Source organism: Ferrimonas sediminicola (genome assembly GCF_005116715.1).
In the GTDB taxonomy this organism is placed as follows: Bacteria; Pseudomonadota; Gammaproteobacteria; order Enterobacterales; family Shewanellaceae; genus Ferrimonas; species Ferrimonas sediminicola.
The window spans coordinates 1-22,114 of the sequence record NZ_SWCI01000009.1 but is presented as its reverse complement, the minus strand read 5'-3'; the positions used below and the strand labels follow the sequence as shown (position 1 = coordinate 22,114).

Here is a 22,114-nt window from a genome sequence, read left to right as displayed (position 1 = left end):
TTGACCGAGTACCCCAACCAACACAGCGAACAGGACAAGGCAAGAGCCGTCGGTCTCTGGGCCGATGGCCAGGCCCGCTTCCTCCCTCTTCGCGCCGAGCCGGGGATTCCCCGAAGGGCCCGTCTCGGCAATGCCAACGGCAAGGAGATCATAAGCGCGCACCGGTGGGAGTTTTTGCCCCGCTCTGGTTGCTTTTTGCGATTCCGTCCCCATCTTCAGTGGATAGAGTATTTCAGGCTGGAAAGGGCTTATGCAGCACGAAGAGATTGATCTGGTTCATGAAGAGGAAAACACCACCACGGAGTTGATCGTTCCCGATGAGCAGCGGCCGCAGCAGCTGCTGATCATGCCCATTCAGAACCGCCCCTTCTTCCCGGCCCAGGTGATGCCGGTACTGATTAAGCAGGGGGATTGGAGCGACACCCTGAAGCAGGTCAGTCAGAGCAGCCATCAGATGCTGGCCCTGTTCTACAGCGAAGATTTCGACCGAGACCAGGAGTTTAATCCCGACACCCTACCGGAAACGGGTTGCATGGTGCGGGTTCACCAGGTCAAGGAGAGCGACGAGGGCGATATCCAGTTTATCGCCGAGGGGATAGAGCGGGTCCAGATCGACAGCTGGGTGCGCACCGAGCATCCCTACCTGGCCAACGTCAGCTATCCGGGTGAACCCGTGGGAGAATCCAAGGAGATCAAGGCCTATGCCATGGCATTGATCAGCGCCATCAAGGAGATGCTGCCGATCAACCCACTGCTGTCCGAGGAGCTCAAGGACTATCTCAACCGCTTCGGGCCCAACGAACCCTCCCCGCTGACCGACTTTGGCGCCGCCATCACCACCGCCCCCGCCCCGCTGCTTCAGGAGGTATTAGACAGCGTCGAACTGCTGCCCCGCATGCAGAAAACCCTGGCCCTGCTGAAAAAGGAACTGGACGCTTCCCGCCTCCACAAGGAGATCGCCGAAGAGGTCAACCGCAAGATCAGCAAGCATGAGCGGGAATTTTTCCTGCGTGAGCAACTCAAGGTGATCCAGCGCGAGCTGGGCGTAGCCAAGGATGACAAGACCGCCGATCTGGAGGAGTTCCGAGCACGCCTCAAGGGCAAGACCCTGCCCGAAGCGGTGGAAAAGAAGGTCAAGGAGGAGATGCAGAAATTCTCGGTGTTGGAGTCCGGCTCCCCCGAGTATGGCGTCACCCGCAACTACCTGGACTGGATCACCCAGATGCCCTGGGGGATCACCGGCACCGACAAGCTGGATCTGGCACAGGCGCGCAAAGTGCTGAATAAGCACCATGATGGCCTGGACGACGTCAAGGACAGGATCCTCGAATTCCTGGCCCTTGGGGCATTCAAAGGGGAGATCAGCGGCTCCATCATCCTGCTGGTGGGCCCGCCCGGAGTGGGCAAAACCTCCATCGGCCGCTCCATTGCCGAATGCCTGAGTCGCCCCTTCTACCGGTTCAGCGTCGGCGGCATGCGAGATGAAGCGGAGATCAAGGGCCACCGCCGCACCTACATCGGCGCCATGCCAGGCAAACTGGTGCAGGCGCTGAAGGAAGCGGAGGTGATGAACCCGGTGATCATGCTGGATGAGATCGACAAGATGGGCGCCAGCTACCAGGGCGATCCCGCCTCCGCCCTGCTGGAAACCCTGGACCCGGAGCAGAACGTCAACTTCCTGGATCACTACCTGGATCTGCGCATGGACCTGTCCAAGGTGCTGTTTATCTGCACCGCCAACACCCTGGATTCCATCCCCGCGCCTCTGCTGGACCGGATGGATGTCATCCACCTCTCCGGCTACCTGGCCGAGGAGAAGCTGGCGATCGCCAAACACCACCTGTGGCCGCGCCAGTTAGAGCGGGCCGGCATCAAGCGAGGCCAACTGAAGATCACCGAACCTGCCCTGAAGAAGGTGATCACCGATTACTGTCGGGAGGCCGGTGTACGCAGCCTGGATAAGGCCCTGGCCAAGCTGGTGAGAAAGTCGGTGGTCGAACTGCTCGGCAATCCCGAACAGAGCATCTCCCTGGGGCTGAAGTCGATCCCCACACTGCTGGGGCCCGCCAAGTTCCGCGAGGAGCAGGCCCTGTCAGGAGTCGGCATCGTCACCGGCCTGGCCTGGACCTCCATGGGGGGGGCCACCCTGCCGGTGGAAGCCAACAGCATCCATCAGCAGAGCCGTGGCCTGAAGCTGACCGGCCAGCTGGGCGATGTGATGAAAGAGTCGGCGGAGATCGCCTTCAGTTTCGTCAGCAGCCATCTGGCCAAGTACGGAGGCGAGGAGAACTACTTCGACAAGCGCTTCGTCCACCTGCATGTGCCTGAAGGCGCCACCCCCAAGGATGGCCCCAGCGCCGGGATCACCATCTCCACCGCCCTGCTCTCCCTGGCACTGGGCAAGGCCCCCAAAGCCAAGCTGGCGATGACCGGCGAGATCACCCTCAATGGCTATGTGCTGGCGGTGGGCGGCATTCGGGAGAAGCTGATCGCCGCCAAGCGCCAGGGAATCACCGAAGTGATCCTGCCGCAGGAGTGCCACGGCGACTATCAGGAGCTGCCCGAGCATGTCCGCGACGGGCTCAGCGTCCACTTTGTCAGCCACTTCGACCAAGTGGCCAAACTGGCGTTCGCTTAACTCTCAAGGAGATCGAAAAAGGGAGCCGACGGCTCCCTTTTTCAGTTCACGGGCTCTCCTGGATTCAGCATGCCAGGCCCGGAATTGTCGCGGCCTTTGGCCTTACTCGAAACGGCGCGGCCGCTTGGTCTTGATGGTGCGGATATAACCGTGCCAGGTGGCGTACCCCAGCATCGGCATGATCACCAACATGCCCACTCCGGCGGTGGCAAACCCCACCACCACACAGGCGGAGATGATCAACGCCCACACCACCATCACCCCGGCATTATGGTAGACGGCACTGACGCTGGTGCTGATGGCGGTCATGATGTCTACCCTGCGCTCCATCATCACCGGGATGGAAAAGGCGGAGAACGAGAATACGCTGACGGTAAACAGCAGGCCGAACAGGGTGCCCAGGCTAAGGAAGGGCAGGAACTGTTCGATGTGAGCATCCTGGTTGATGGGATAGAGGGCATGTATCATCGCCGCCACCCGCATCCAGAAGATCATCATCACCGCCAGCAACACGGCGAATCCCCACTCGGAAACGCCATTGCGGCGAATGGCGCGGATGGAGTGGAACAGGTTGGGCCGTTTTCCCCTCTCCAGTTGCCAACTGACGTCATACAGCCCGGTGGCCAGGAAAGGACCCGCCAACATGAACACCACCAATGAGGGCAGAATCACCAGGTGAGTGCCCTGAATAAACACTGCGGCCCAGATGGCCACGGAGGCGACTGTGAAACAGAAGCCATAGAACAGGCTCACCATGGGCGCCGCGATAAAGTCGCGTATAGCAAGGTGCATCCAGTGGAAGGGATCACTGTAGTTCAGAGAGTTATGAGGAATCACCCGGGCAAAGGCCGGTGTCCGGGATGCGGATTTCTGTCCCCCCTTGGGGACGGGTGCTGTCTGAGGCATAACCACTCCTTGTCGGTCCTAAGACCGTTTCGACTAGCAACAAGCACACCGACTTCGGTTGTGCTCCACGACGGGAGCAGGGCCGTGCGTCGGGTACCCCTACAGTCAGCATAGTCGCTTCGGAGTGAGTTATTCGGTTTGGTGCAGGCTGTCAGCGCGTTTCAGGACGATCGGACTGGTATTCGGGCAGCTCGGTTTTCAGGGTCAGGAACACCAGGAAAATAATGGCCAGGGGCGGGATAAAGGCACTGAAGAATCCAAGTACCGAACAAGCCAGCGGAGAGGTGACTTTTTTTCTGGCCAGCAGATAGGTCAATACCAGCATCACCAGGGCAAACCCCATCAGATTGTTGGCACTGAGACACGAGACCAGACTCATCCTATTTTCCCTAACAAAAACATGGATGCCCCACCGCTTTTACAACGATTCAACATCCTGATTATAAAGAAAAGTTTCTATTATTCAGCCTGCCCAGATTGTACCAGAAGCCACAGTTGATTGCGCCTGCGCGCCGTAAAAAAGCAGCAACCCCTGCCCGTGAGACCGATCACAGCCCATCCTGTTGTTATGAACTCCATCCACTGAGGTCTATGCCCCCTTCCGGTAGCGGGCGGCGCTGATGAACTGCCCGAAGGACTCACACCAGATGATGGCGGTGGTGTACTCCTCCAGGCGGATCCCCTCAGGCAGGGTTAACATGAAGTTGCGAAACCGCGCCACCCTGCCGACATCCACCATTTTATGTCGATGGTCCAGGAATCCCGCCTCGGTGTCGACAAACTGCGGTGACAGATAGAGGCGGTAGGTAGGCCCGGGGGCCAGCTCGCCCTCCAGGGTGATTCCCTTCGGGGACAGGTACAGCGTGCCTTCGCCCCAGTGCAACAGATCGCTGCCCTCCAGGCCTCGGCGAAACTCGCCGCGGAACACGGCCTGGTTACGAAGCCGCTGCAACGCCCATTCCGGCACCGGGGCCGGCTGAGCCAGTATGGGCAGCAGGTAGAGCCCCAGCATCACCCCTGCAGCCAGTGTTAGCAGATGGCTCAGGGTCAAGAGAGCCGTCCTCATCGTCACTCCCGCCTCCGCGCACTCAGACCGTCCCCGTGCAGACACAGACCTGTCGACCACCGTCGGGATTTCACCGAAGAGGCAGAAACCCGGTTCACCCAATCCGTCGCACGGTTTGACTTTGGTGTAACACCAGGCCCGTGGTAGCGTGTCGCATAACCGAAATTTACACACGATCCCAAGAGCTTATGCATCACCCCCAGTTTCATTGGTGGGACATGAGGCGCGCCTCCGCCATACAGCGCCTACTGGTGTTCCGTACCTTCGCCCTCGCCGCCCTGGCGATACTGTTGCCGGCGGCAGAGTTCTTTGTCGATCCCGATATCGGCTACCCGGCCCTGATCCCCATCATTACGCTGATGATCGTCTTCCACATCTTCAGCTTAATCCGCTACCGCCATAACATGGTGATCAGCACCATCGCCATGCTGGGCCAGGTCCTCGCTGACCTGTTGTTCCTCACCCTTATCCTCAACAGCACCGGTGGTGCCACCAACGCCTTTGTGTCCCTGCTGCTGCTGCCCATCGTCTTTGCCGGTGTCAGCCTGAGCATCCAAATGCTGGGCATGGTCACCCTGCTTGCCATGGCGGCCTACAGCTACCTACTGCTTACCATGCCCGAACACGCCATGCACATGATGGACATGAAGCAGCACTTCATCTTCATGGGGGCCAACTTCTTTATCTCCGCCCTGGTGATCGCCCTGGTGGTGGGGGCCATGGCACGAATGATTGCCGACCGCGAGCGGATGATGGCGAACCAGAGAGAGGAGCAGCTGCGCCAGGAGCAGCTGTTGGCACTGGGCAGCGCCTCCGCCCAGGTGACCCACCAGCTGGCCACCCCACTGGGGCACATGCAACTGCTGTTCGATGAGCTTAGAGAAGCCTATCCCAAGGAGCCTGTAGTCGAGGAGCTGGCCCAGCCTCTGGCGCAAACGGCACGCCACCTGGATTACTTCCGAACCCTGGCCCAGGCGATCCGGGAGGGACGTTCCGAACAGATAACCATCAATCAACTGCTGTCGAAGCTGGCCGACGCGGTGCTACTCCATTTTCCGGAACAAAGCCTGGAATACCGGAGGACCGAACTGCCGGGCACCATCCAGTGCGATGCGATGCTGCTGCCCGCCCTGCTTAACCTGGTGCAAAATGCGGTGCAGGCCAATGAAAGCCGCGGTGCCAAACGGCTAAATCTGGACTGTTCGGTCGAGCAGGGCCGCTTCACCCTGATGCTGAGAGACTTCGGTCCGGGCATCGGTGACCACAACCTGGCCCACCTTGGCGACGGCCTGCAGAAGAGCGAGTCGGGTCTGGGGATGGCGCTGATGCTCTCCAATGCCACCTTTGAACGGCTCGGCGGTCACCTGACCCTGTCTAACCACCCCGAAGGCGGCGCCCTGGCCCGCGTGACCCTGAACCTGGAGCAACAGAATGAAACGCCTGCTGATCGTTGAGGACGAGGCCGCCTTCGCCGCCATACTCTCCAGGCGAATGGCCAAACAGGGATTTGAAACCCGCACCGCACAGACCAGCACCGACGCCCTGCTGTGCGCCAGGCAGTGGCATCCAACCCACCTGCTGCTGGACATGAAGCTCGCATCGGAAAACGGATTGGAGCTGCTCAAGCCCCTGCGTCAAAGCCTGCCTGACGCGAGAATCGTGCTGCTCACCGGCTTCGCCAGCATCGCGACCGCGGTGGAGGCGATCAAACTCGGCGCCGACCACTACCTGGCCAAACCGGCGGACACCCACACCCTGTTGAAGGCGCTGACCGAAGAGGGGCCGCTCGAGGAGGATCTGGAGGAGGAGAGGGTGATGTCTCCGGACCGGCTGGAGTGGGAGCACATTCAGCAGGCGCTCAACGCCCATGACGGCAACGTCTCCGCCACCGCCCGCGCCCTGGGGATGCACCGGCGCACGCTGCAGCGAAAGTTGCAAAAAAAGCCGGCACATCGCTGATGGCCGGCTAACACAGAGAATATCCTTGTGCAGGAAGGTGACGCTTACCTGACGTACCATCACCCGATACCATTTTCTGCTCCTGTGCCGCTGGCTTCAAGCCCAGAGTCGCCAACTGCGACAATCTGCCGCACCCGCCGTCAGCAGAGGGCTGAGGTCGAACAATTTTAATCAAAAACAGTTAATTACAATGTTCCCATTGTTGCGGTTTGACTTCACCATCACAGGCCCCTATTTTAACTTTTCTCCAACATCCACCCGTGACTGGATCCCATGCCCGAAAGGACTTTCCGATGATGACTCCCCTAGCCCGCTGCCGGAGCCTGCTGCTGGCCGCCGTGACGCTGCTTCCAGGACTGGCTGACGCCAACCCGGCAGCGCTGACACCGTGCTATCTGGATGGCCTGAATGAACAGGTACAATGCGGCAGTCTGCGCCTTCCCGAGGACTATGACCGGCCGCAGGGACGCAAGATTGAGGTACATTTTGCCCGCATCCCCGCCATCAAGCAGGTCCCCGGGCTCAAGCCGCTGCTGGCGATCACCGGCGGACCCGGGCAATCGGCCCTGGATGACGCCGCCCTGTTCGAGAAGGTCTTCAGCCGCATTCGTCAAAAACGGGATCTGATTCTTATCGATCAGCGCGGGACAGGGCGCTCCAACCTGCTCAGCTGCGACGACCAGTTGTTCGACGACCCGCTGGTCACCAATGACGAAACCCTGGATTACCCGAGGCTGCTGGGGGAGTGCCTGGAACAGCTCGACGCCGATGTGCGCCACTACGACAGCCTCACCGCCCTCATGGATTTCGAACAGATTCGTCGACACCTGGGTATCGACAGCTGGCACCTCTATGGCATCTCCTACGGCACCCGGATGGCCCAGCTCTACATGCGCCATCACCCCCAGGTACTGAAGACCGTCACCCTGGACGGGGTGGTGCCCATGGATCAGCCGGTCGTCACCATCAGCGATGCGGTCACCCGGGCCAGCGAGCTGCTGTATGAAGAGTGCCACCAGGATCCACACTGCCAGTCCAGATTCGGCGATCTGAAACAGAAACTGGCCGACCTGCTGAACCGGCTAAAACGGCAGCCGGTGGCGCTGCCGGTCACCGATCCCATCAGCGCCGAGCGGACCACCTTCCTGGTCACGCAGAACAAGTTGCAGGGTGCGCTGCGCATGGCCCTCTACTCCCCCTCCAGTCGAGCCCTGATCCCCTACACCATCGATCAGGCCTGGCGGGATAACTTCCAGCCGCTGCTGGGGATGCAGATGACCTCGGAGAGCGATGGCTTTGGCATCGCCTTGGGTATGCACCTGTCGGTGATCTGTGCCGAAGACCAGCCCAGGCTGTCCGCCGCCGAGGCAAAGCGACTGTCGCAGGCCTCACTGACCGGTAAAACCATGGTGAACCTGTTCAGCACCGCCTGCCAGCTGTGGCGGATGCCGGCAGTGGATGAGGCGTTCGGTGCTGCCTTGACCAGCGACATCCCCACCCTGCTGCTCTCAGGCGAAAAAGATCCCGCCACGCCCCCCGCTTGGGGAATCAAGGCCCAGGCCGGCCTAAGCAACAGTCTGCACCTGATCGCCCCCTATGCCACCCACGGCGTTGCCTTCCAGAGCTGCGCTCCCAGGCTGATTCAGCAATTGATCGACTCGGGTACCCTGGCCGAATTGAACGGCGAGTGCCTGCAGACGGATACCCGCAGGGCTTTCTACCTGAACGCCAACGGCGTGGAACCGGTAACGAGGTTAAAATGATTGAAGTTCAAGGACTAAGGAAACGCATCGGCAACGTTCAGGCCCTCGATGGCCTGAGCTTTCGCGCCGAAGATGGCCAGATCACCGGCCTGCTGGGACCCAATGGCGCCGGCAAGACCACGGCACTGCGCACCCTGTTTGGGCTGCTGAAGGCGGACGAAGGGCGGGCCCTGGTCAATGGGTTGGACGTCCAGAGCAACACGGTGGAAGCCAAACGCCAGCTGGGGCTCTTTCCCGACCCGTTCGGACTGTATGAGCGCCTCACCCCCAGGGAGTATATCCACTACTTCGCCACGGTGAATGGCCTGTCCAAAGCGGAGGCCCGGCGGGCGACCGACGAGGTGCTGGCCCAGATGCAGATGCAGGAGATCGCCGATCGCCGCTGTAAGGGATTTTCCCAGGGGCAGAGGATGAAAACTGCCCTGGCCCAGGCCATTGTCCATCGCCCCAACAACATCATCCTGGATGAGCCCTCCCGCGGTCTGGATGTGATGAGCACCCGTATCCTGCGCCAGACGCTGAGCGATCTGCGGGATCAGGGGCACTGCGTGCTGTTCTCCAGCCACGTGATGCAGGAGGTGGCCGCCCTCTGTGATCAGGTGATCATCATCGCCAAGGGCAAGCTGGTGGCCCAGGGCAGCCCCCAGGAGTTGTGTCGGATCACCGGGCAAACCTCCTTGGAGGAGGCGTTTATCCAGTTAATTGGCACCGATGAGGGGATTGCCGCATGATGTCTCGGATTCTGACCCTGTTTCTAAAGGAACTGAAAGATGGGTTGCGGGATCGCCGCTCGGTGATGGCCGCCATGTCCTATGCCCTGACCACTCCTCTGGTGTTTGCCGGGATCTTCATGATCACCATCAGCGACATCTCCGAAAAGATGGAGGTGCCCATCACCATTGAGGGGGCCGACCACGCACCCGATCTGGTGCGCTTTTTAGGAGCAGTGGGCATTGAGCACGATCCCCAGGAGCCCCTGGGGATCACCCTGACCATTCCAGCGGCCTATGCCGAACAGATGAGCCGGGGCGAGCCCGCCGAGGTACTGCTCACCGCCGATGCATCCCGCAAAGAGCTCGCCCAGCCCCTGGGGCAGATCAAGAAGGTGATCAGGGCCTACGCCGATGAGATGGCCTCCCTGAGGCTGGTAGCCAGGGGGATCAACCCCAAGGTGATCCAGCCGGTGGAGCTGGTGTTTCATGACAAGGCCACCAACGAATCCAAGGCCAGCCTGATCATGGGCGCCATGCTGCTCTCCATCTTACTGTCGCTGTTTATCTCCGGCATGAATGTGGCCATAGATACCAGCGCCGGCGAGCGGGAGAGAAACTCCCTGGCACTGCTGCTGTGCCAGCCCGTCTCCACCCTGGAGATCGTGCTGGCCAAAGCGCTGACCGTCACCAGCTTCGCACTGCTCGGTCTGCTGCTGACCATGGTGGTTTCTGTGGTGGTGTTTGCCCAGGTCCCCTGGCACGAACTGGGCTTCAGCCTCAAGTTCACCCCGGTGGTTGCCGGGCTGATTGTGGCCATCTGCCTGCCGGTCGCCCTGTTTGCGGCAACGGCTCAGCTGTTCTTCTCCTTCTTCGCCAAGTCGTTTAAGGAAGCCCAGTCCTACCTGACTCTGCTGCTGTTTATCCCCATGGCGCTGATCATGCTGCCCACCTTCGAACTGTTTGGCGACGTGCTTAAGTGGCTGCCCATCTCCGGTCAGCAGCTGGCCATTACCGAGATGATCAAGGAGCAGCCGATCCCGCTGGCCGAACTGGCGGTCAGCAGCCTGGCCACCCTTGGCCTGACCCTGATGCTGATCTGGGCAAACGCCCGGGCCCTAAAGAGTGAAAAAGTGGTGTTTGCCCTCTGACACCAGGCCAGATAAAGCAAAAGAGGGACGCGGCGGCGTCCCTCTTGCTGTCTAATGACGGGATTAGCCCTGGCTGGCTATCAGGGCCAGCGTCTCCTCCCTGGTTGGGATCGAGCTTTGAGCACCGAGCCGGGTAACCGACAACGCGGCCGCAGCCTGACCGAAGCGAATGGCGTCATCGACCGACTGGCCCTCGAGCAGGGCGGTCACGAACCCTCCGTTGAAGGTATCGCCGGCGGCGGTGGTATCGATGGCACTGACGCGGAAACCTGGCACCAGCCTCTGCGCTCCCAGGTGGCTGAGCCAGACGCCGCGCTTACCCAGGGTGATGATCACCATCTCAATACCAAACTTCTGGTGCAGGCACTCGGCCGCCTTCGCCGCCGCCTCATCGTTGGCCACCGCGATACCGGTCAGTTGTTCCGCCTCGGTTTCATTGGGGGTGATGATATCGACATGGCGAAGCAAAGCGTCGGGCAACGCCTTGGCCGGTGCCGGGTTGAGCACCACCCGGGTTCCGGCGGCCTTGGCCAGCTTCGCGGCCTCTATCAGGCTCTCCGTTGGCGTCTCAAGCTGAATAAGCAGCAGATCCGCCTGTTCGATTGCCTGCCTGTGAGCCGCCACCCGGTCGCTGCCGAGGGCCCCGTTAGCCCCGGGCCAGATGCCGATGTTGTTCTCCCCCTGGGCATTCACATAGATCATCGCCAGACCGGTCGCCTCTCCGGGCACCGAATCAATGGCAGAGGTGTCGATGCCATCCGCCTCAAACCCCTGTTTCATCGTCTGACCAATGGGGTCGTCTCCGATGCAGCCCACCATGGCCACCCGGGCGCCGAGCCTCGCCGCCGCCACCGCCTGGTTTGCCCCCTTGCCGCCGGGAATAGTCTGGTAATTTTCCGCTTCCAGCGTCTGTCCCGGCCGGGGAAACTGGGCAACCTGCAACAGGTGATCCACGTTAATGCTGCCCAATACGGTGAGTTTGGCCATCTACTACTGCTCCTAGAAAGTCTGTTGCCGGCAAAACAGCTGCCGTTAGTTGATGAGGCTAATGGTAGATCAGTGAACCGAGACCTCAAAGCGTCACACATCCATCTGCGTTATTCTGCACCAGTAACAACCCTCAAAACGATCAGCAGCGAGACGAATGTCTTTCGGCAGCATTTATCTCCTTTCAGATTCACTTTTCTGCCACTTTAAACTAAATGTTTAGGGTCAAGATCAAATATTAATCACGAGGAGTGTTCGTATTTGAAATACCGAAACTGTAATTCACTTGTTGAATCAGCACCAACATCAACAAGAGCTAATGTAATTGTGTAGCTTTTACCCTAGTCAGTGACCAACATCCATCAAATCAAGGTTAATTATTTTCGCTAAACCACAGATATATGTGAATAAATTCGCAATAATAGACATTGAGCATGAATAGATATTTCCATCACGTGATCAAAGTCACTTTTCGCGTAATTTAGCAACAAACTGCAAACAGGAATACGTTAAAGTTGAGGCGCATTTTACAATAATAAATGGGTCCAACTGATGAATAACATTCCAACGATGAAAGTGATTTCGCCTGCTATATCTCCCCCCCCTTCTTGAACACCATGTAACTCAAGCTCTACTAAAAACCACTTTTAAATCTGAGTTCGGCCTTTTTAAAAATTGGCTGAAGAATTACTGATCGGAAATAGACGCAATGATTAAAAAATCAACCGTTGCCATCGCCTTAGCTGCACTGTTTGGTGCGGGTTCAGTTCACGCTGTGACCCTGGAGCAAAATGGTGAAGGGGACTACCTGCGCTTGTATGGCGAGGTGGGTGTTGGGGGTCACATTGACACCAATCCAGATTACAACCACGACGAGTTTTACGATACCAAGGGCTACGTCGATGACAGTTTCGCCACCATGGGCGTAACCGGTCAGCGCAAACAGTTCACCTATCGCCTCGAACTAGACTACCAGCGCCGCAACTGGCTGGGTGGCGACGGCGAGTTCGAACTGGACATCGACAAGATGTACGTTGGCTACGCCTTCAATGACCAGCAATGGATCGAAGTGGGCCTAACCGACACCGCCTTCGACGATTACGATCACTTCGGTGATTTTACCTTCAACAAGTCTGTCGAAACCGGTGAAGCCGGCGATCAGGAAAACACCGTCAAGTACCAGGCCGAGTTTGAGCACCTTATCTTTGGCGCCTCCTACTCCTACGAGGGTGAACACAAGAGCGGTGCCCTCCAGGGTGACATCGTCAACGGCTACGTTGGCTGGATGTCCGACTTCCTCTCAGTAGTAGTAGGCCTGGAAGCCCGTGGCGGCTCCGACGGCATCTCTAAGTACGGTGAGCAGCAGCAGGTTGGTCTGGGTGTACGCCTGCAGGTCATGCCCAAGCTGACCCTGGGCTTCAACGGTTTCCTGGAAGATGAAGACCTGGCAACCCGCAAGAGCGGTGACGGTAGTGTTTACCTAGACTATGAGACCTTCCGCAACTACGGCCTGACCCTGACCTCCAAATACGACCTCAACGATCGCTGGGAGATCATCGCCTCGGCAAATCACGAGGAGTATGAGGGCTGGGACCTGATTGGCCCGAACTTCGACTACAGCGAGCAGCCACCCGAATACGGCAAAGAGCGTCGTTGGGCCAGCCTCGGCTTCAACTACCGCCCCGCCAGCGACATCGTCCTGTCTCTGGAAGGCCGGGTTGGTGAAGCCCCAGAGGCGGCATACGCCTACGCACGCATGTACTTCTAGTCCTAGTTCGAGTCCAATATTTTTATAGAGTTTGCTATGAAGAAAAGTATCCTCTCGCTGGCCATTGCCAGCACCATCAGCATAGGCGCACACGCTGGCGTTGAAGACCTGCTGATCACCGAAATGACACAGAAAGACTACGCGGGAGACGCGGGGTCTGTTGAGATCACCAACACCCACGCCACCGACGCATTCACCTTTAACGATGACACCAAAGCCTTCCTGCGTGGTAACGGTAAATACAACAATGAGCTGAAAAAGGATGACGGCACACCCCTGCTGTCCGGCGTCACCATCGAAGCTGGTAGCTCATTGGTCATCCTGAATAAAGATGCCAGTGATGCCCACAAGCAAGCGGTGATTGACAATGGCGGTACCTTCGTCATTGGTACCGGCGATCCAAACACCAGCTACTCCGATTTCTACATGAGTGGTAACGATGGCTTCTATCTGAAGAATGGCGATACCGTTATCGACCGTGTTGGTGGCGAAAATGACACCTCTGTTTGGGCAGCAGATACCACCTTGGTTCGTCGATTCGACGCCGATGGCAATGTGCCGGCCCCTTCCGCCAGCTTTGATGCCTCCCAGTGGGAAGAAACCTCTCCCCTGACCACCGCTACCCTGGGTAAGCCAAACTACGCCGAAGCCTACGTCCCCTTCGTCTGCGAGAACCTGACTAACATCGGCGCGATTCAGGGCACAGGTTTCACCTCGCCTCTGGTTGGTCAGGACGTCGCCGTAGAGGGCGTTGTTACTGCAGTTGTGTCCGTGCCAAACAAGGGTTTCTACATTCGCGACCTACAAAGCGACAACGATCCTCTGACCTCTGACGGCATCTTCGTCAAGAGTGGCAGCGCCGACAGCCAGCTGGTAGGCCGCACCGTATGTCTGGGCAGCACAGTAGCCGAATTTGACGGCCAAACTCAGCTGGCCGCAGATAAGTGGGAAGTCAGAAACTCCAACTTCACTGACACCGCTGCAACCACAGTTGAAATTCTGGCATCCGATGAGGGCTCTTTTGATAAGACCCTGGAGCGCTACGAAGGTATGCTGGTTAGCCTGCCAGCGGATCTGGATCCTCTGACTGAGGGTAACCAGGACATGCGTGTGTCACGCAGCTTCAGCTACAACTACCTGCCGTCGCCCAACGGTCGCAACAACCTGGTCGTGGCCTACACCCGCCCCAACGTGCAGCCCAACCACCTGCATGTTGCCGGCAGCCCGGAGTCCAAAGCCGCAGCTGAGCAAAACGATGACTACCGTCTGGTTATCGAAAGCGCCGAAGTGTCCCGTAACAATGAGTTGCCCTACTACCCGGCCTTTAACAGTGACCCTCACACCAACTACATCCGCATCGATGACAGCGTCGTCGGTATGGAAGGTGTGATCAGCCAGTACAAGACCGCTCTGGACAACGCCACCGGCGAATATGAGCAGGATTACAGCCTGACCGTCACCAATGAGCTGACCAGCGACAACTTCATCCACAACCTGCCTCGCACCAAGAGCCCAGCTCTGGGTCAAGAGGTGGAGAAGGATCACTTCGCTATCCGGGTAGCCAGTCAGAACCTGTTCAACTTCTTCAATTCCCCGTTCGGTGGTGACAACAACAACTTTGGTCAGAGCCGTGGTGCCGAGACCCACGATGAGTTTATCCACCAGAGAACCAAGCTGGTTGAAGCGATCCGCTCTCTGGATGCCGATGTGCTGGCTCTGATGGAGATGGAGAACAACGGCTTTGGCGAAAACAGTGCCATCGCCGAAATGGTGAACCAGGTCAACATCGAGTATGTGGATGAGCGTGCCCGTGACTACAACGGTCCTACCTCCACCGAGAACCGCTACGTGTTCGTTGGCTTTGACCACAACGGCAACCAGATTCTGGATGAACTGGACGCCATCGGCGCCGATGCCATCGCCACCGGTATCATGTACCGCCCCAGCAAGATGAGCATTGAGCGTACCCGCGTACTGCCCATGCCTCAGCAAAAGGCCCCCACCATCGTCAACGACAACGGCGAAGTGATTAAGGACCAGTACGATGAGATTCTGGAAAATGGCCAGAACTATCACCGTGATGCCCTGATCGTGACCTTTGTGGTTAACCAGACTGGTAAGCGCCTGACCCTGGCGGTGAACCATTTCAAGTCAAAGGGCTCTACCTGCTGGGAAGACTGGCAAGGTGTTGAGTTCGGTGACGCTACCGAGTGGAACAACCGCGAAGCCCCCGATCTGGATCGCCAGGGCTCCTGCGCCGAGTTCCGTGTCGCCGGTGCGGTACACCTGGGTGAAGAGATGGAAGAGGTTCCCGGTGACAAGATCATCCTGGGTGACCTGAACGCCTACGGTAAGGAAGATCCACTGCTGGTTCTGACTGAGAACCCACGTAACAAGACCCTGGTGACAGCCAGCCACACCTTCATCGGCAGCAAGCCTCAGTTCAACGAAAGCGGCTCTTTTGCGACCATCACCAAGACCTATGGTTACGTTGATATTGTTGGCAAGTACTTCGATAAGAAAGAAAAAACTCCCTGGAGCTTCTCCTTCAACGATGAAGTGGGTTCCCTCGACCACATCCTGATCTCTCCCACTCTGGAAGATCGCGTGATCGATGCCACCGACTGGCACATCAACGCCGCCGAATCCAACCTGTACGACTACAAGAACCAGTACAAGGGAACCATCGACGGCAGCGGTGCGCACAAGTTCTACAAAAACGACATCTATCGCTCTTCTGACCACGATCCTGCGCTGATCACCCTGAGCTACATGCCTGGTGAAGCCGACCCGGGTCACGCTCTGGTTCTGCCCAAGCTGAGAAAGCTGGCCAAGGTTCCCTACCAGGTTCCTGTTGCTGCTGGCGCTCTCAAAGGCGACGTAGCCACCATCAAACTGAACCCCGACGACGACGAAGCCAACTTGGACCTGCGCCAGATGGTAGAGCCGAACGTGGTGCTGACTGAAGATGGTCAGGCTCTGGTGACCTTCGAGGTCTTCGGTGCCCCATCCGCCCGCTACAACGCCACCGTTGCCCTGGAGCGCGACGGCAAAGTGGTGGCGGGTTCGAGCAAGACTCTGAAGATCGACATCACCAGCCGTGACTCCCTGGTTGCGGACATCGTCGAAGAGGAAGCGGACGGTTCCGGCGGCAGCACCGGCTTCATCAGCATGCTCTCCCTGTTCGGCCTGGCCGCCCTGCGCCGCCGTTTTCGCAAGTAAGAGTTGATCTCGACATTGAAGCGCCTGCCTTTGGGCAGTGCGCTTCGAGTCATGAAATTTAGAGTGATAACACTATGACGATTAAATTAAACGCAGTTGCCACCGCGACTGCCATGATTCTGGGCACCCTGTCCACAGTCGCAAACGCTAACCTGGTCATTACCGAATACGTTGAAGGCAGCAGCAGCAACAAAGCGCTGGAAATCTCCAACGTAGGCAACAGCACCATCGATCTGGACGCTAACGTCTACAAGCTGAACCTCTACTTCAACGGCAAAACCGAGGTTGGAAAGACTGAAACCCTGACCGGAACCCTGGACCCCGGCAAGAGCATTGTCTATCACAACTCCAGTGCTGCCGATGCCTTTAAGGTTGACACCGCATCCGAAATTACCTGGTTCAACGGAGACGACACCATTGTCCTGACCAAGGATGATGCAGTGATCGACCGCATTGGCAAACTGGGGGAAGATCCTGGATCCGCCTGGAGCGATCCTAACAATGCCGACTTTTCCACTGCCAACAAAACTCTGCGCCGAAAAGCCAGCGTCACTGAGGGCGACAAAGTGGCCGACGCTGACTTCCCCGGGTCTGGTGACCAATGGGTTGTTCTCGATCAAGATACCTCTGACGGCCTAGGCTGCGCAGGCGAAGCTGCGTGCAGTTCTGAAGCTACTCCGGGTGTACTGCTGATCACCGAATACGTTGAAGGCAGCAGCAGCAACAAAGCGGTAGAGATCTCCAACGTGGGTGGCACCGCCATCAACCTGGACGCCAATGTCTACAAACTGACTCTGTTTGGCAATGGCGGCACCGATCCTGGCAACACCGAGACTCTGACCGGCACCCTGGAGCCAGGCAAGAGCATCGTATTCCACAACGCCAGCGCTGCTGATGAGTTCAAAGTAGGTACCGCCTCTACAGTAACTTACTTCAATGGTAACGACGCCCTGGTCCTGACCAAAGACGACGTGGTGGTCGATCGCTTCGGTAAACGTGGCGAAGACCCGGGCTCCGCCTGGTCCGATCCAAATGATGCCAATTTCTCCACCGCAAACAAGACTCTGCGCCGTAAGGCCAGCGTGACAGAGGGCGATGCTGTAGCTGAAGCTGATTTCCCCGGCACCGACAACCAGTGGCTGGTCTTCGATCAGGACACCTTTGATGGCCTGGGTTGCGCTGGCGAAACCGCTTGTCCTGCAGAACCTGAGCCAACGGATCCCTGCACCGGTTGTGAAACCCTGACTCCGGTCGCCGATCCCAAGACCTTTAATGGTGATGCGTACTACTCCAACGTTCTAAACGGTGACTTCAAGACTGCTGACGATCTGAAGAAAGCCCTGTCCACCATCATTGCGACTGGCCACAAGCAGCTGACCTACAAGCAGGTCTGGACTGCACTGACCTATACCGATCAGGATCCAGGCAACGACAAGAACGTCATCGAACTGTACACCGGTGCCTCCATCTCCAAGCACGACAATCAGACCAGTGGCAGTGGTGCGGGCAAGTGGAACCGGGAGCACGTCTGGGCCAAGAGCCATGGCTTCCCAAGCGAGTCTCAGTGGGGTTACACCGATGCCCACCACCTGCGCCCCGCCGACACCGCAGTCAACACCAAGCGCAGCAACAACGACTTCGGTGAGTGCAGCGACTCCGGTGAAGAGATCGTCTTCGACGGCCGCGGCACAGGTAACTACCTGGATACAGCCAAAGACTGCTTCGAGCCTCGCGACGCCATCAAGGGTGACGTGGCCCGTATGATGCTTTACATGGACACCCGCTATCAGGGTAGCGACGGCAGCATGCCCAACCTGACTCTGGTCGATCGCACCACCACTGCTGATGAACTGTCCGCCAACGCGCCAGTACACGGCACCCTGTGTCTGCTGTACAAGTGGCACCAGGATGATCCAGTAGACGCCGCCGACCAACAACGTAACGATGCGGTATACACCTATCAGGGCAACCGTAACCCCTACATCGACCGCCCCGAGTTGGTAAAAGAGGTGTATGGCGCTGCCTGTGGCGATGGGGTCCCCGCCCTAGTGGTAGAGGGTGAAATCACAGCACCTGAGAGCGTCATCGAAGGCGCTGCCTTCACCTTGGATGCCTCTGCAATTACTGCGGGTGAGGGCAAAATCCTGACCTTCAAGTGGGAGCAGATCGCCGGTGAAGAGAAAACCCTAGTTGGCAACGACGCGGTACTGTCTCTGACCGCCCCCATGGTGAAAGCCGACACCGCGCTGCAGTTCACCCTGACCATTAGCGACGGCACCCTGGACACCACCGAGGTCATTAACCTGCCCGTGACCAACGTGCCCCTGACTCTGGACATCACCTTCGACGGCAACACCAAGCTGACCGAAGGTGACAGCACCAGCATCACTGCCACTGTAGCCAACGCCCCCGAGGGCCTGACCTACAGCTGGAAGCAGGTGTCCGGTGCCACTGCCGAGTTTACAGCCAACGGCCCGAATCTTGATGTGACCTCTCCTCAGGTAGACATCAACCAGGCTCTGGTGTTCGAGCTGGCTGCCAGCAACGAAGACGAAAGCTACAAGACCACTGTTAGCATCGACGTTCAGAACACCGAAGAAGCCGGCTGGAGAAAGCCTGACGGCGCAGGCAGCTTCGGCGGTCTGATGACCCTGCTGCTGCCGCTGGTGTGGCTGCGTCGTCGCCAGTCCTAAGCCGTTGAGTCGATGAGAAGCAGCACCGAGAGCACTCTGGGTGCTGCTTTTTAATTGGACATACGCTGCTTTCTCTCCGGGCTTGAGCATCATGCACTCCCCTTCTACAGGGAAACACCAGTCCCAAAGACAGTGGCGACGTTTCATCTTTATATTGAAGGATTACCATGAATCGTTCACTCCGTCCTTCCAGCCTGCTTCTTTCCGGCTCAGCCCTCGCCCTTGCGCTGGTGTTAACCGACTGTGGTAAGAAACAGGAGGAAGAGGCTCCTAAGGTGACCGCATCGGCCGCCTGCCTCGCCGCCGGCGATGATTGCAAACGCTTCACCCTGCTCCATACCAACGACCACCATGGCCGTTTCTGGCACAGTAAAAGAGGTGAGTATGGTATGGCGGCGCGAAAGACCGTCATCGACCAGATCCGTCAAGAGGTTGCCGAACAAGGTGGCCAAGTGTTGCTGCTCTCCGGTGGCGACATCAACACCGGCGTTCCCGAGTCCGATCTTCAGGACGCTGAGCCTGACTTTATCGGCATGAACCATATTGGCTATGACGCCATGGCCGTGGGCAACCATGAGTTCGACAATCCCACGTCCATCGTAGACAAGCAGCGCGACTGGTCCGCCTTTCCCTGGCTGTCGGCCAACATCTATCGCCAGGTCGACGGTGAGTGGCAACTCTATTTCGAACCTTACAAGCTGTTTGAAGTTCAAGGGTTGAAACTGGCCGTAGTAGGACTGACCACAGAGCAAACCGCCGAGATCGGTAACCCAGAGTATGTACAGGACCTGAAATTTACCTCTCCTCAGGAGGAGATGAAGGGCATCCTAGAGGAGCTTGAGGAACAACATCACCCGGATCTGGTCTTCGGCCTCACCCACATGGGTCACTACGAAAATGGCGGCCATGGCAGCAACGCTCCGGGTGACGTCGCCCTGGCCCGCAGCCTTGAGCCTGGTCAGGTTCAGGCGATCATTGGCGGTCACTCGCAGTTACCTGTCTGTATGGAGGGGGAGACCGGCGAGTACGTGGAGGATTACGGCCGCGATGAGGAGTGTAAGCCGGATCGCCAGAACGGTACCTGGATCATGCAAGCCTACGAATGGGGCAAATACGTCGGTCGCGCCGACTTCGAGTACTATGGTGGAGAACTTCACCTGGCAAACTACCAACTGGTTCCAGTGAACACGGCCACCAAGTTCGGTTCCATGTATCCGTTTCAGATGCTCACTCCGAGAGATCCGCAAACCCTCGAGCTGCTGCGTCCCTACCAGAACAAGGGCCAGCAAAAGCTGAAGGAGAAGATTGGTGTCGCGGAGGATGATTTCATCGGCAAGCGTAAGATCGTGCGTTATCAAGCCACACCCCTAGGGATCATGATCGCCCACGCCCAGACTCAGCTTCCAGTGCCCGCAGACTTTGGCATCATGAACTCGGGCGGTATTCGCACCACCATCGAAAAGGGCCCGATCCGTTACCGCGATGTCCTCAAAGTGCAGCCCTTTGCCAACAGCGTGACTGTGACCGAGATGAATGGTGCGGATCTGAAGAAATATCTGTCCAAGGTCGCAATCAAGACGCGGGGATCCGGCGGCTTCGCCCACTTCAGTGGCATCAAGATGACCGTCGACTGTGTCGCCAGAGATGTGGACATCAAGTCTGTTGGCGGCAAGCCCTTCAGCCTGACTGGCACATATCGATTTACCCTCCCCAGCTACAACGCTGCGGGTGGTAACAAGTATCCAAAACTGGAGCAGGCTCGAAACACAGGCTTTGTCGATGCCGACATGCTGTATCAGTTCATCAAACAGCAGGGCTCCCTCAACCCGATGGACTACGACAAGGCGAAAGATGTTCGGTACACCAACTCCAGAAGTCCGTATGGCTGCGGTGGTTAACCCTTATCATCAGTTAGGATTAACCAGCTGATACCTTAGAACCAAAAGCAAAGCCCAACCATTCGGTTGGGCTTTGCTTTTGGGCGGGAGTGTTACTGCTCCGCTCCCCGCTCCTGCTGCAGCTCTTTCACCACCACCTGGATGGCCTCGGCCATGGAGAGCCCCTCTGCAGTTAAAGCCTGAATTCGCTCTACCGCCTTCTGCTGCTCTTCGTGGGTCAACCCCAACAGTTCCGACATACTCACCTCCCTACGCTCGAGGAACGCATTCTACCCTGTGGCCTCCTGCCGCTCCAGCGCCTTCTCAAGCCACATAATCCTAAAGGGATTCTCTGAGAGGCTGGCAGCGTTTGGAGGGATTCCCAGCCTAGCACCACCGTCCCCGCTGGCGGGTATCCAGCTCCTGAAACAGAGGCCACCAAGCTAAAAGACTAAGCCACTGGGCCCGGCCCCTGGCCGGGGTAACAGTCCCCGTAGGCCATGCTGGCACACGTCAGTACCCAGGCTCTTTGTTTGCCGAGCTCTTATGAAGTTCCTTTCATAAAAGCCACTGGATCCTGATTGTCATCAGGATGACGATTGTGCGTGTGAGGCGGAGTGAGACGCGCTTCGTTGCCACTGCCGCCGGGTGGGTATCGACGACAACACCGACACGTTCGGCACGCTCCGTTCCAGTTCATGCCTGTTCGGCTTCTCCAAGCACCGTCATGCCGGCGCACGCCGGTATCCAGGGTCTTGTCAAAGTAAGCACAAAGCCACTGGGCCCCGGCCTTCGCCGGGGTGACGATGGTGCCTGTGAGACGTCCTTTACGAGCTATCTGGAAGCTCTGTGGAGCAGAAACGAGAAAAGCCCATAGCGTTAGCTACGGGCTTTTTCGATTTGTTGGCGGAGTGGGTTTCGAGCGACCGAAGCGAAGCTTCGCAGCACGAGAAACGCGAGGCAGGCCGCCGAGCCGAGGGATTCACCAGGGATGGGTTCCACCACCCAAGGGGGCGATTGACTGCCAGCGCCCTAAAGCGTGACTCGGGTAGTCCACTCACAGCCAAAAACGAAAAAAGCCCATAGCGTTAGCTACGGGCTTTTTCGATTTGTTGGCGGAGTGGACGGGACTCGAACCCGCGACCCCCGGCGTGACAGGCCGGTATTCTAACCAACTGAACTACCACTCCGCCGAATTGGGCGCCTGACGCAAGAGACTGATTGGCGCTCTCACATCAAGGAAATAAGTGCCTGACGATGACCTACTCTCACATGGGAACTCCCACACTACCATCGGCGCTACTGTGTTTCACTGCTGAGTTCGGCATGGGATCAGGTGGGACCACAGCGCTATGGTCGTCAGACGAAATTTGT

The 22,114-nt window shown here is 58.0% G+C and carries 15 protein-coding genes, 1 tRNA gene and 1 rRNA gene; 10 read left to right on the top strand and 7 right to left on the bottom strand.

The window, feature by feature from the left end; genetic code table 11:
• The first annotated feature begins 250 nt into the window (after nt 1-250).
• Nucleotides 251-2,638 carry an endopeptidase La gene (gene lon / locus FCL40_RS13485; protein WP_136853830.1) on the top strand — a complete coding sequence of 796 codons (2,388 nt, stop codon included), beginning with the start codon at nt 251-253 and terminating at the stop codon, nt 2,636-2,638.
• A gap of 102 nt (nt 2,639-2,740) precedes the next feature.
• Here lon and FCL40_RS13480 read toward each other — a convergent pair whose 3' ends face one another.
• From FCL40_RS13480 to FCL40_RS13470, 3 genes are all read right to left on the bottom strand, one after another.
• Nucleotides 2,741-3,544, bottom strand: coding sequence for a DUF2189 domain-containing protein (locus FCL40_RS13480; RefSeq protein WP_136853829.1), 804 nt, complete (start codon nt 3,542-3,544; stop codon nt 2,741-2,743).
• A 151-nt stretch (nt 3,545-3,695) separates the two neighbouring features.
• Nucleotides 3,696-3,923 (bottom strand): hypothetical protein, encoded by a 228-nt coding sequence (locus FCL40_RS13475; protein WP_136853828.1) that lies wholly within the window; start codon nt 3,921-3,923, stop codon nt 3,696-3,698.
• Nucleotides 3,924-4,133: 210 nt separating this feature from the next.
• A complete protein-coding gene (locus FCL40_RS13470) occupies nt 4,134-4,610 on the bottom strand; it encodes a DM13 domain-containing protein (protein ID WP_229360335.1) in 477 nt (158 codons plus the stop codon).
• Between the two features lie 218 nt (nt 4,611-4,828).
• Here FCL40_RS13470 and FCL40_RS13465 point away from each other — a divergent pair, with 218 nt between their 5' ends.
• The 5 genes from FCL40_RS13465 to FCL40_RS13445 all read left to right on the top strand — a co-directional run bounded on the left by FCL40_RS13465 (nt 4,829) and on the right by FCL40_RS13445 (nt 10,193).
• Nucleotides 4,829-6,064, top strand: coding sequence for an ATP-binding protein (locus FCL40_RS13465; protein WP_169307126.1), 1,236 nt, complete (start codon nt 4,829-4,831; stop codon nt 6,062-6,064).
• Nucleotides 6,042-6,569 (top strand): response regulator transcription factor, encoded by a 528-nt coding sequence (locus tag FCL40_RS13460; protein ID WP_136853825.1) that lies wholly within the window; start codon nt 6,042-6,044, stop codon nt 6,567-6,569. The genes FCL40_RS13465 and FCL40_RS13460 overlap by 23 nt, the downstream gene beginning before the upstream one ends.
• A 293-nt stretch (nt 6,570-6,862) precedes the next feature.
• Nucleotides 6,863-8,332 carry an alpha/beta hydrolase gene (locus FCL40_RS13455; protein ID WP_136853824.1) on the top strand — a complete coding sequence of 490 codons (1,470 nt, stop codon included), beginning with the start codon at nt 6,863-6,865 and terminating at the stop codon, nt 8,330-8,332.
• Entirely contained in the window at nt 8,329-9,063 is a 735-nt protein-coding gene (locus FCL40_RS13450) for an ABC transporter ATP-binding protein (protein ID WP_136853823.1), read from the top strand. The genes FCL40_RS13455 and FCL40_RS13450 overlap by 4 nt, the downstream gene beginning before the upstream one ends.
• The gene (locus FCL40_RS13445) at nt 9,060-10,193 is read left to right on the top strand and encodes an ABC transporter permease (protein ID WP_136853822.1); all 1,134 of its coding nucleotides are present in this window, start codon (nt 9,060-9,062) and stop codon (nt 10,191-10,193) included. The genes FCL40_RS13450 and FCL40_RS13445 overlap by 4 nt, the downstream gene beginning before the upstream one ends.
• Nucleotides 10,194-10,256: 63 nt before the next feature.
• On the opposite strand, the gene rbsK is transcribed toward FCL40_RS13445, so the two are convergent.
• Entirely contained in the window at nt 10,257-11,180 is a 924-nt protein-coding gene (gene rbsK / locus FCL40_RS13440) for a ribokinase (RefSeq protein ID WP_136853821.1), read from the bottom strand.
• Between the two features lie 709 nt (nt 11,181-11,889).
• Here rbsK and FCL40_RS13435 point away from each other — a divergent pair.
• From FCL40_RS13435 to ushA, 4 genes are all read left to right on the top strand, one after another.
• A complete protein-coding gene (locus tag FCL40_RS13435) occupies nt 11,890-12,948 on the top strand; it encodes a porin (protein WP_136853820.1) in 1,059 nt (352 codons plus the stop codon).
• A 36-nt stretch (nt 12,949-12,984) separates the two neighbouring features.
• Nucleotides 12,985-16,170, top strand: coding sequence for an ExeM/NucH family extracellular endonuclease (locus FCL40_RS13430; RefSeq protein WP_136853819.1), 3,186 nt, complete (start codon nt 12,985-12,987; stop codon nt 16,168-16,170).
• Nucleotides 16,171-16,244: 74 nt separating this feature from the next.
• A complete protein-coding gene (locus FCL40_RS13425; RefSeq protein WP_136853818.1) occupies nt 16,245-18,863 on the top strand; it encodes an endonuclease in 2,619 nt (872 codons plus the stop codon).
• Between the two features lie 167 nt (nt 18,864-19,030).
• On the top strand, nt 19,031-20,761 hold the full coding sequence (gene ushA, locus FCL40_RS13420) for a bifunctional UDP-sugar hydrolase/5'-nucleotidase UshA (protein ID WP_136853817.1): 1,731 nt from the start codon (nt 19,031-19,033) through the stop codon (nt 20,759-20,761).
• Nucleotides 20,762-20,853: 92 nt separating this feature from the next.
• Here ushA and FCL40_RS13415 read toward each other — a convergent pair whose 3' ends face one another.
• From FCL40_RS13415 to rrf, 3 genes are all read right to left on the bottom strand, one after another.
• Nucleotides 20,854-21,000 (bottom strand): YoaH family protein, encoded by a 147-nt coding sequence (locus FCL40_RS13415; protein ID WP_136853816.1) that lies wholly within the window; start codon nt 20,998-21,000, stop codon nt 20,854-20,856.
• Nucleotides 21,001-21,853: 853 nt separating this feature from the next.
• Nucleotides 21,854-21,930 (bottom strand) — tRNA-Asp (locus FCL40_RS13410).
• Between the two features lie 59 nt (nt 21,931-21,989).
• A 5S ribosomal RNA gene (gene rrf, locus FCL40_RS13405) occupies nt 21,990-22,104 on the bottom strand.
• Nucleotides 22,105-22,114: the final 10 nt, after the last annotated feature.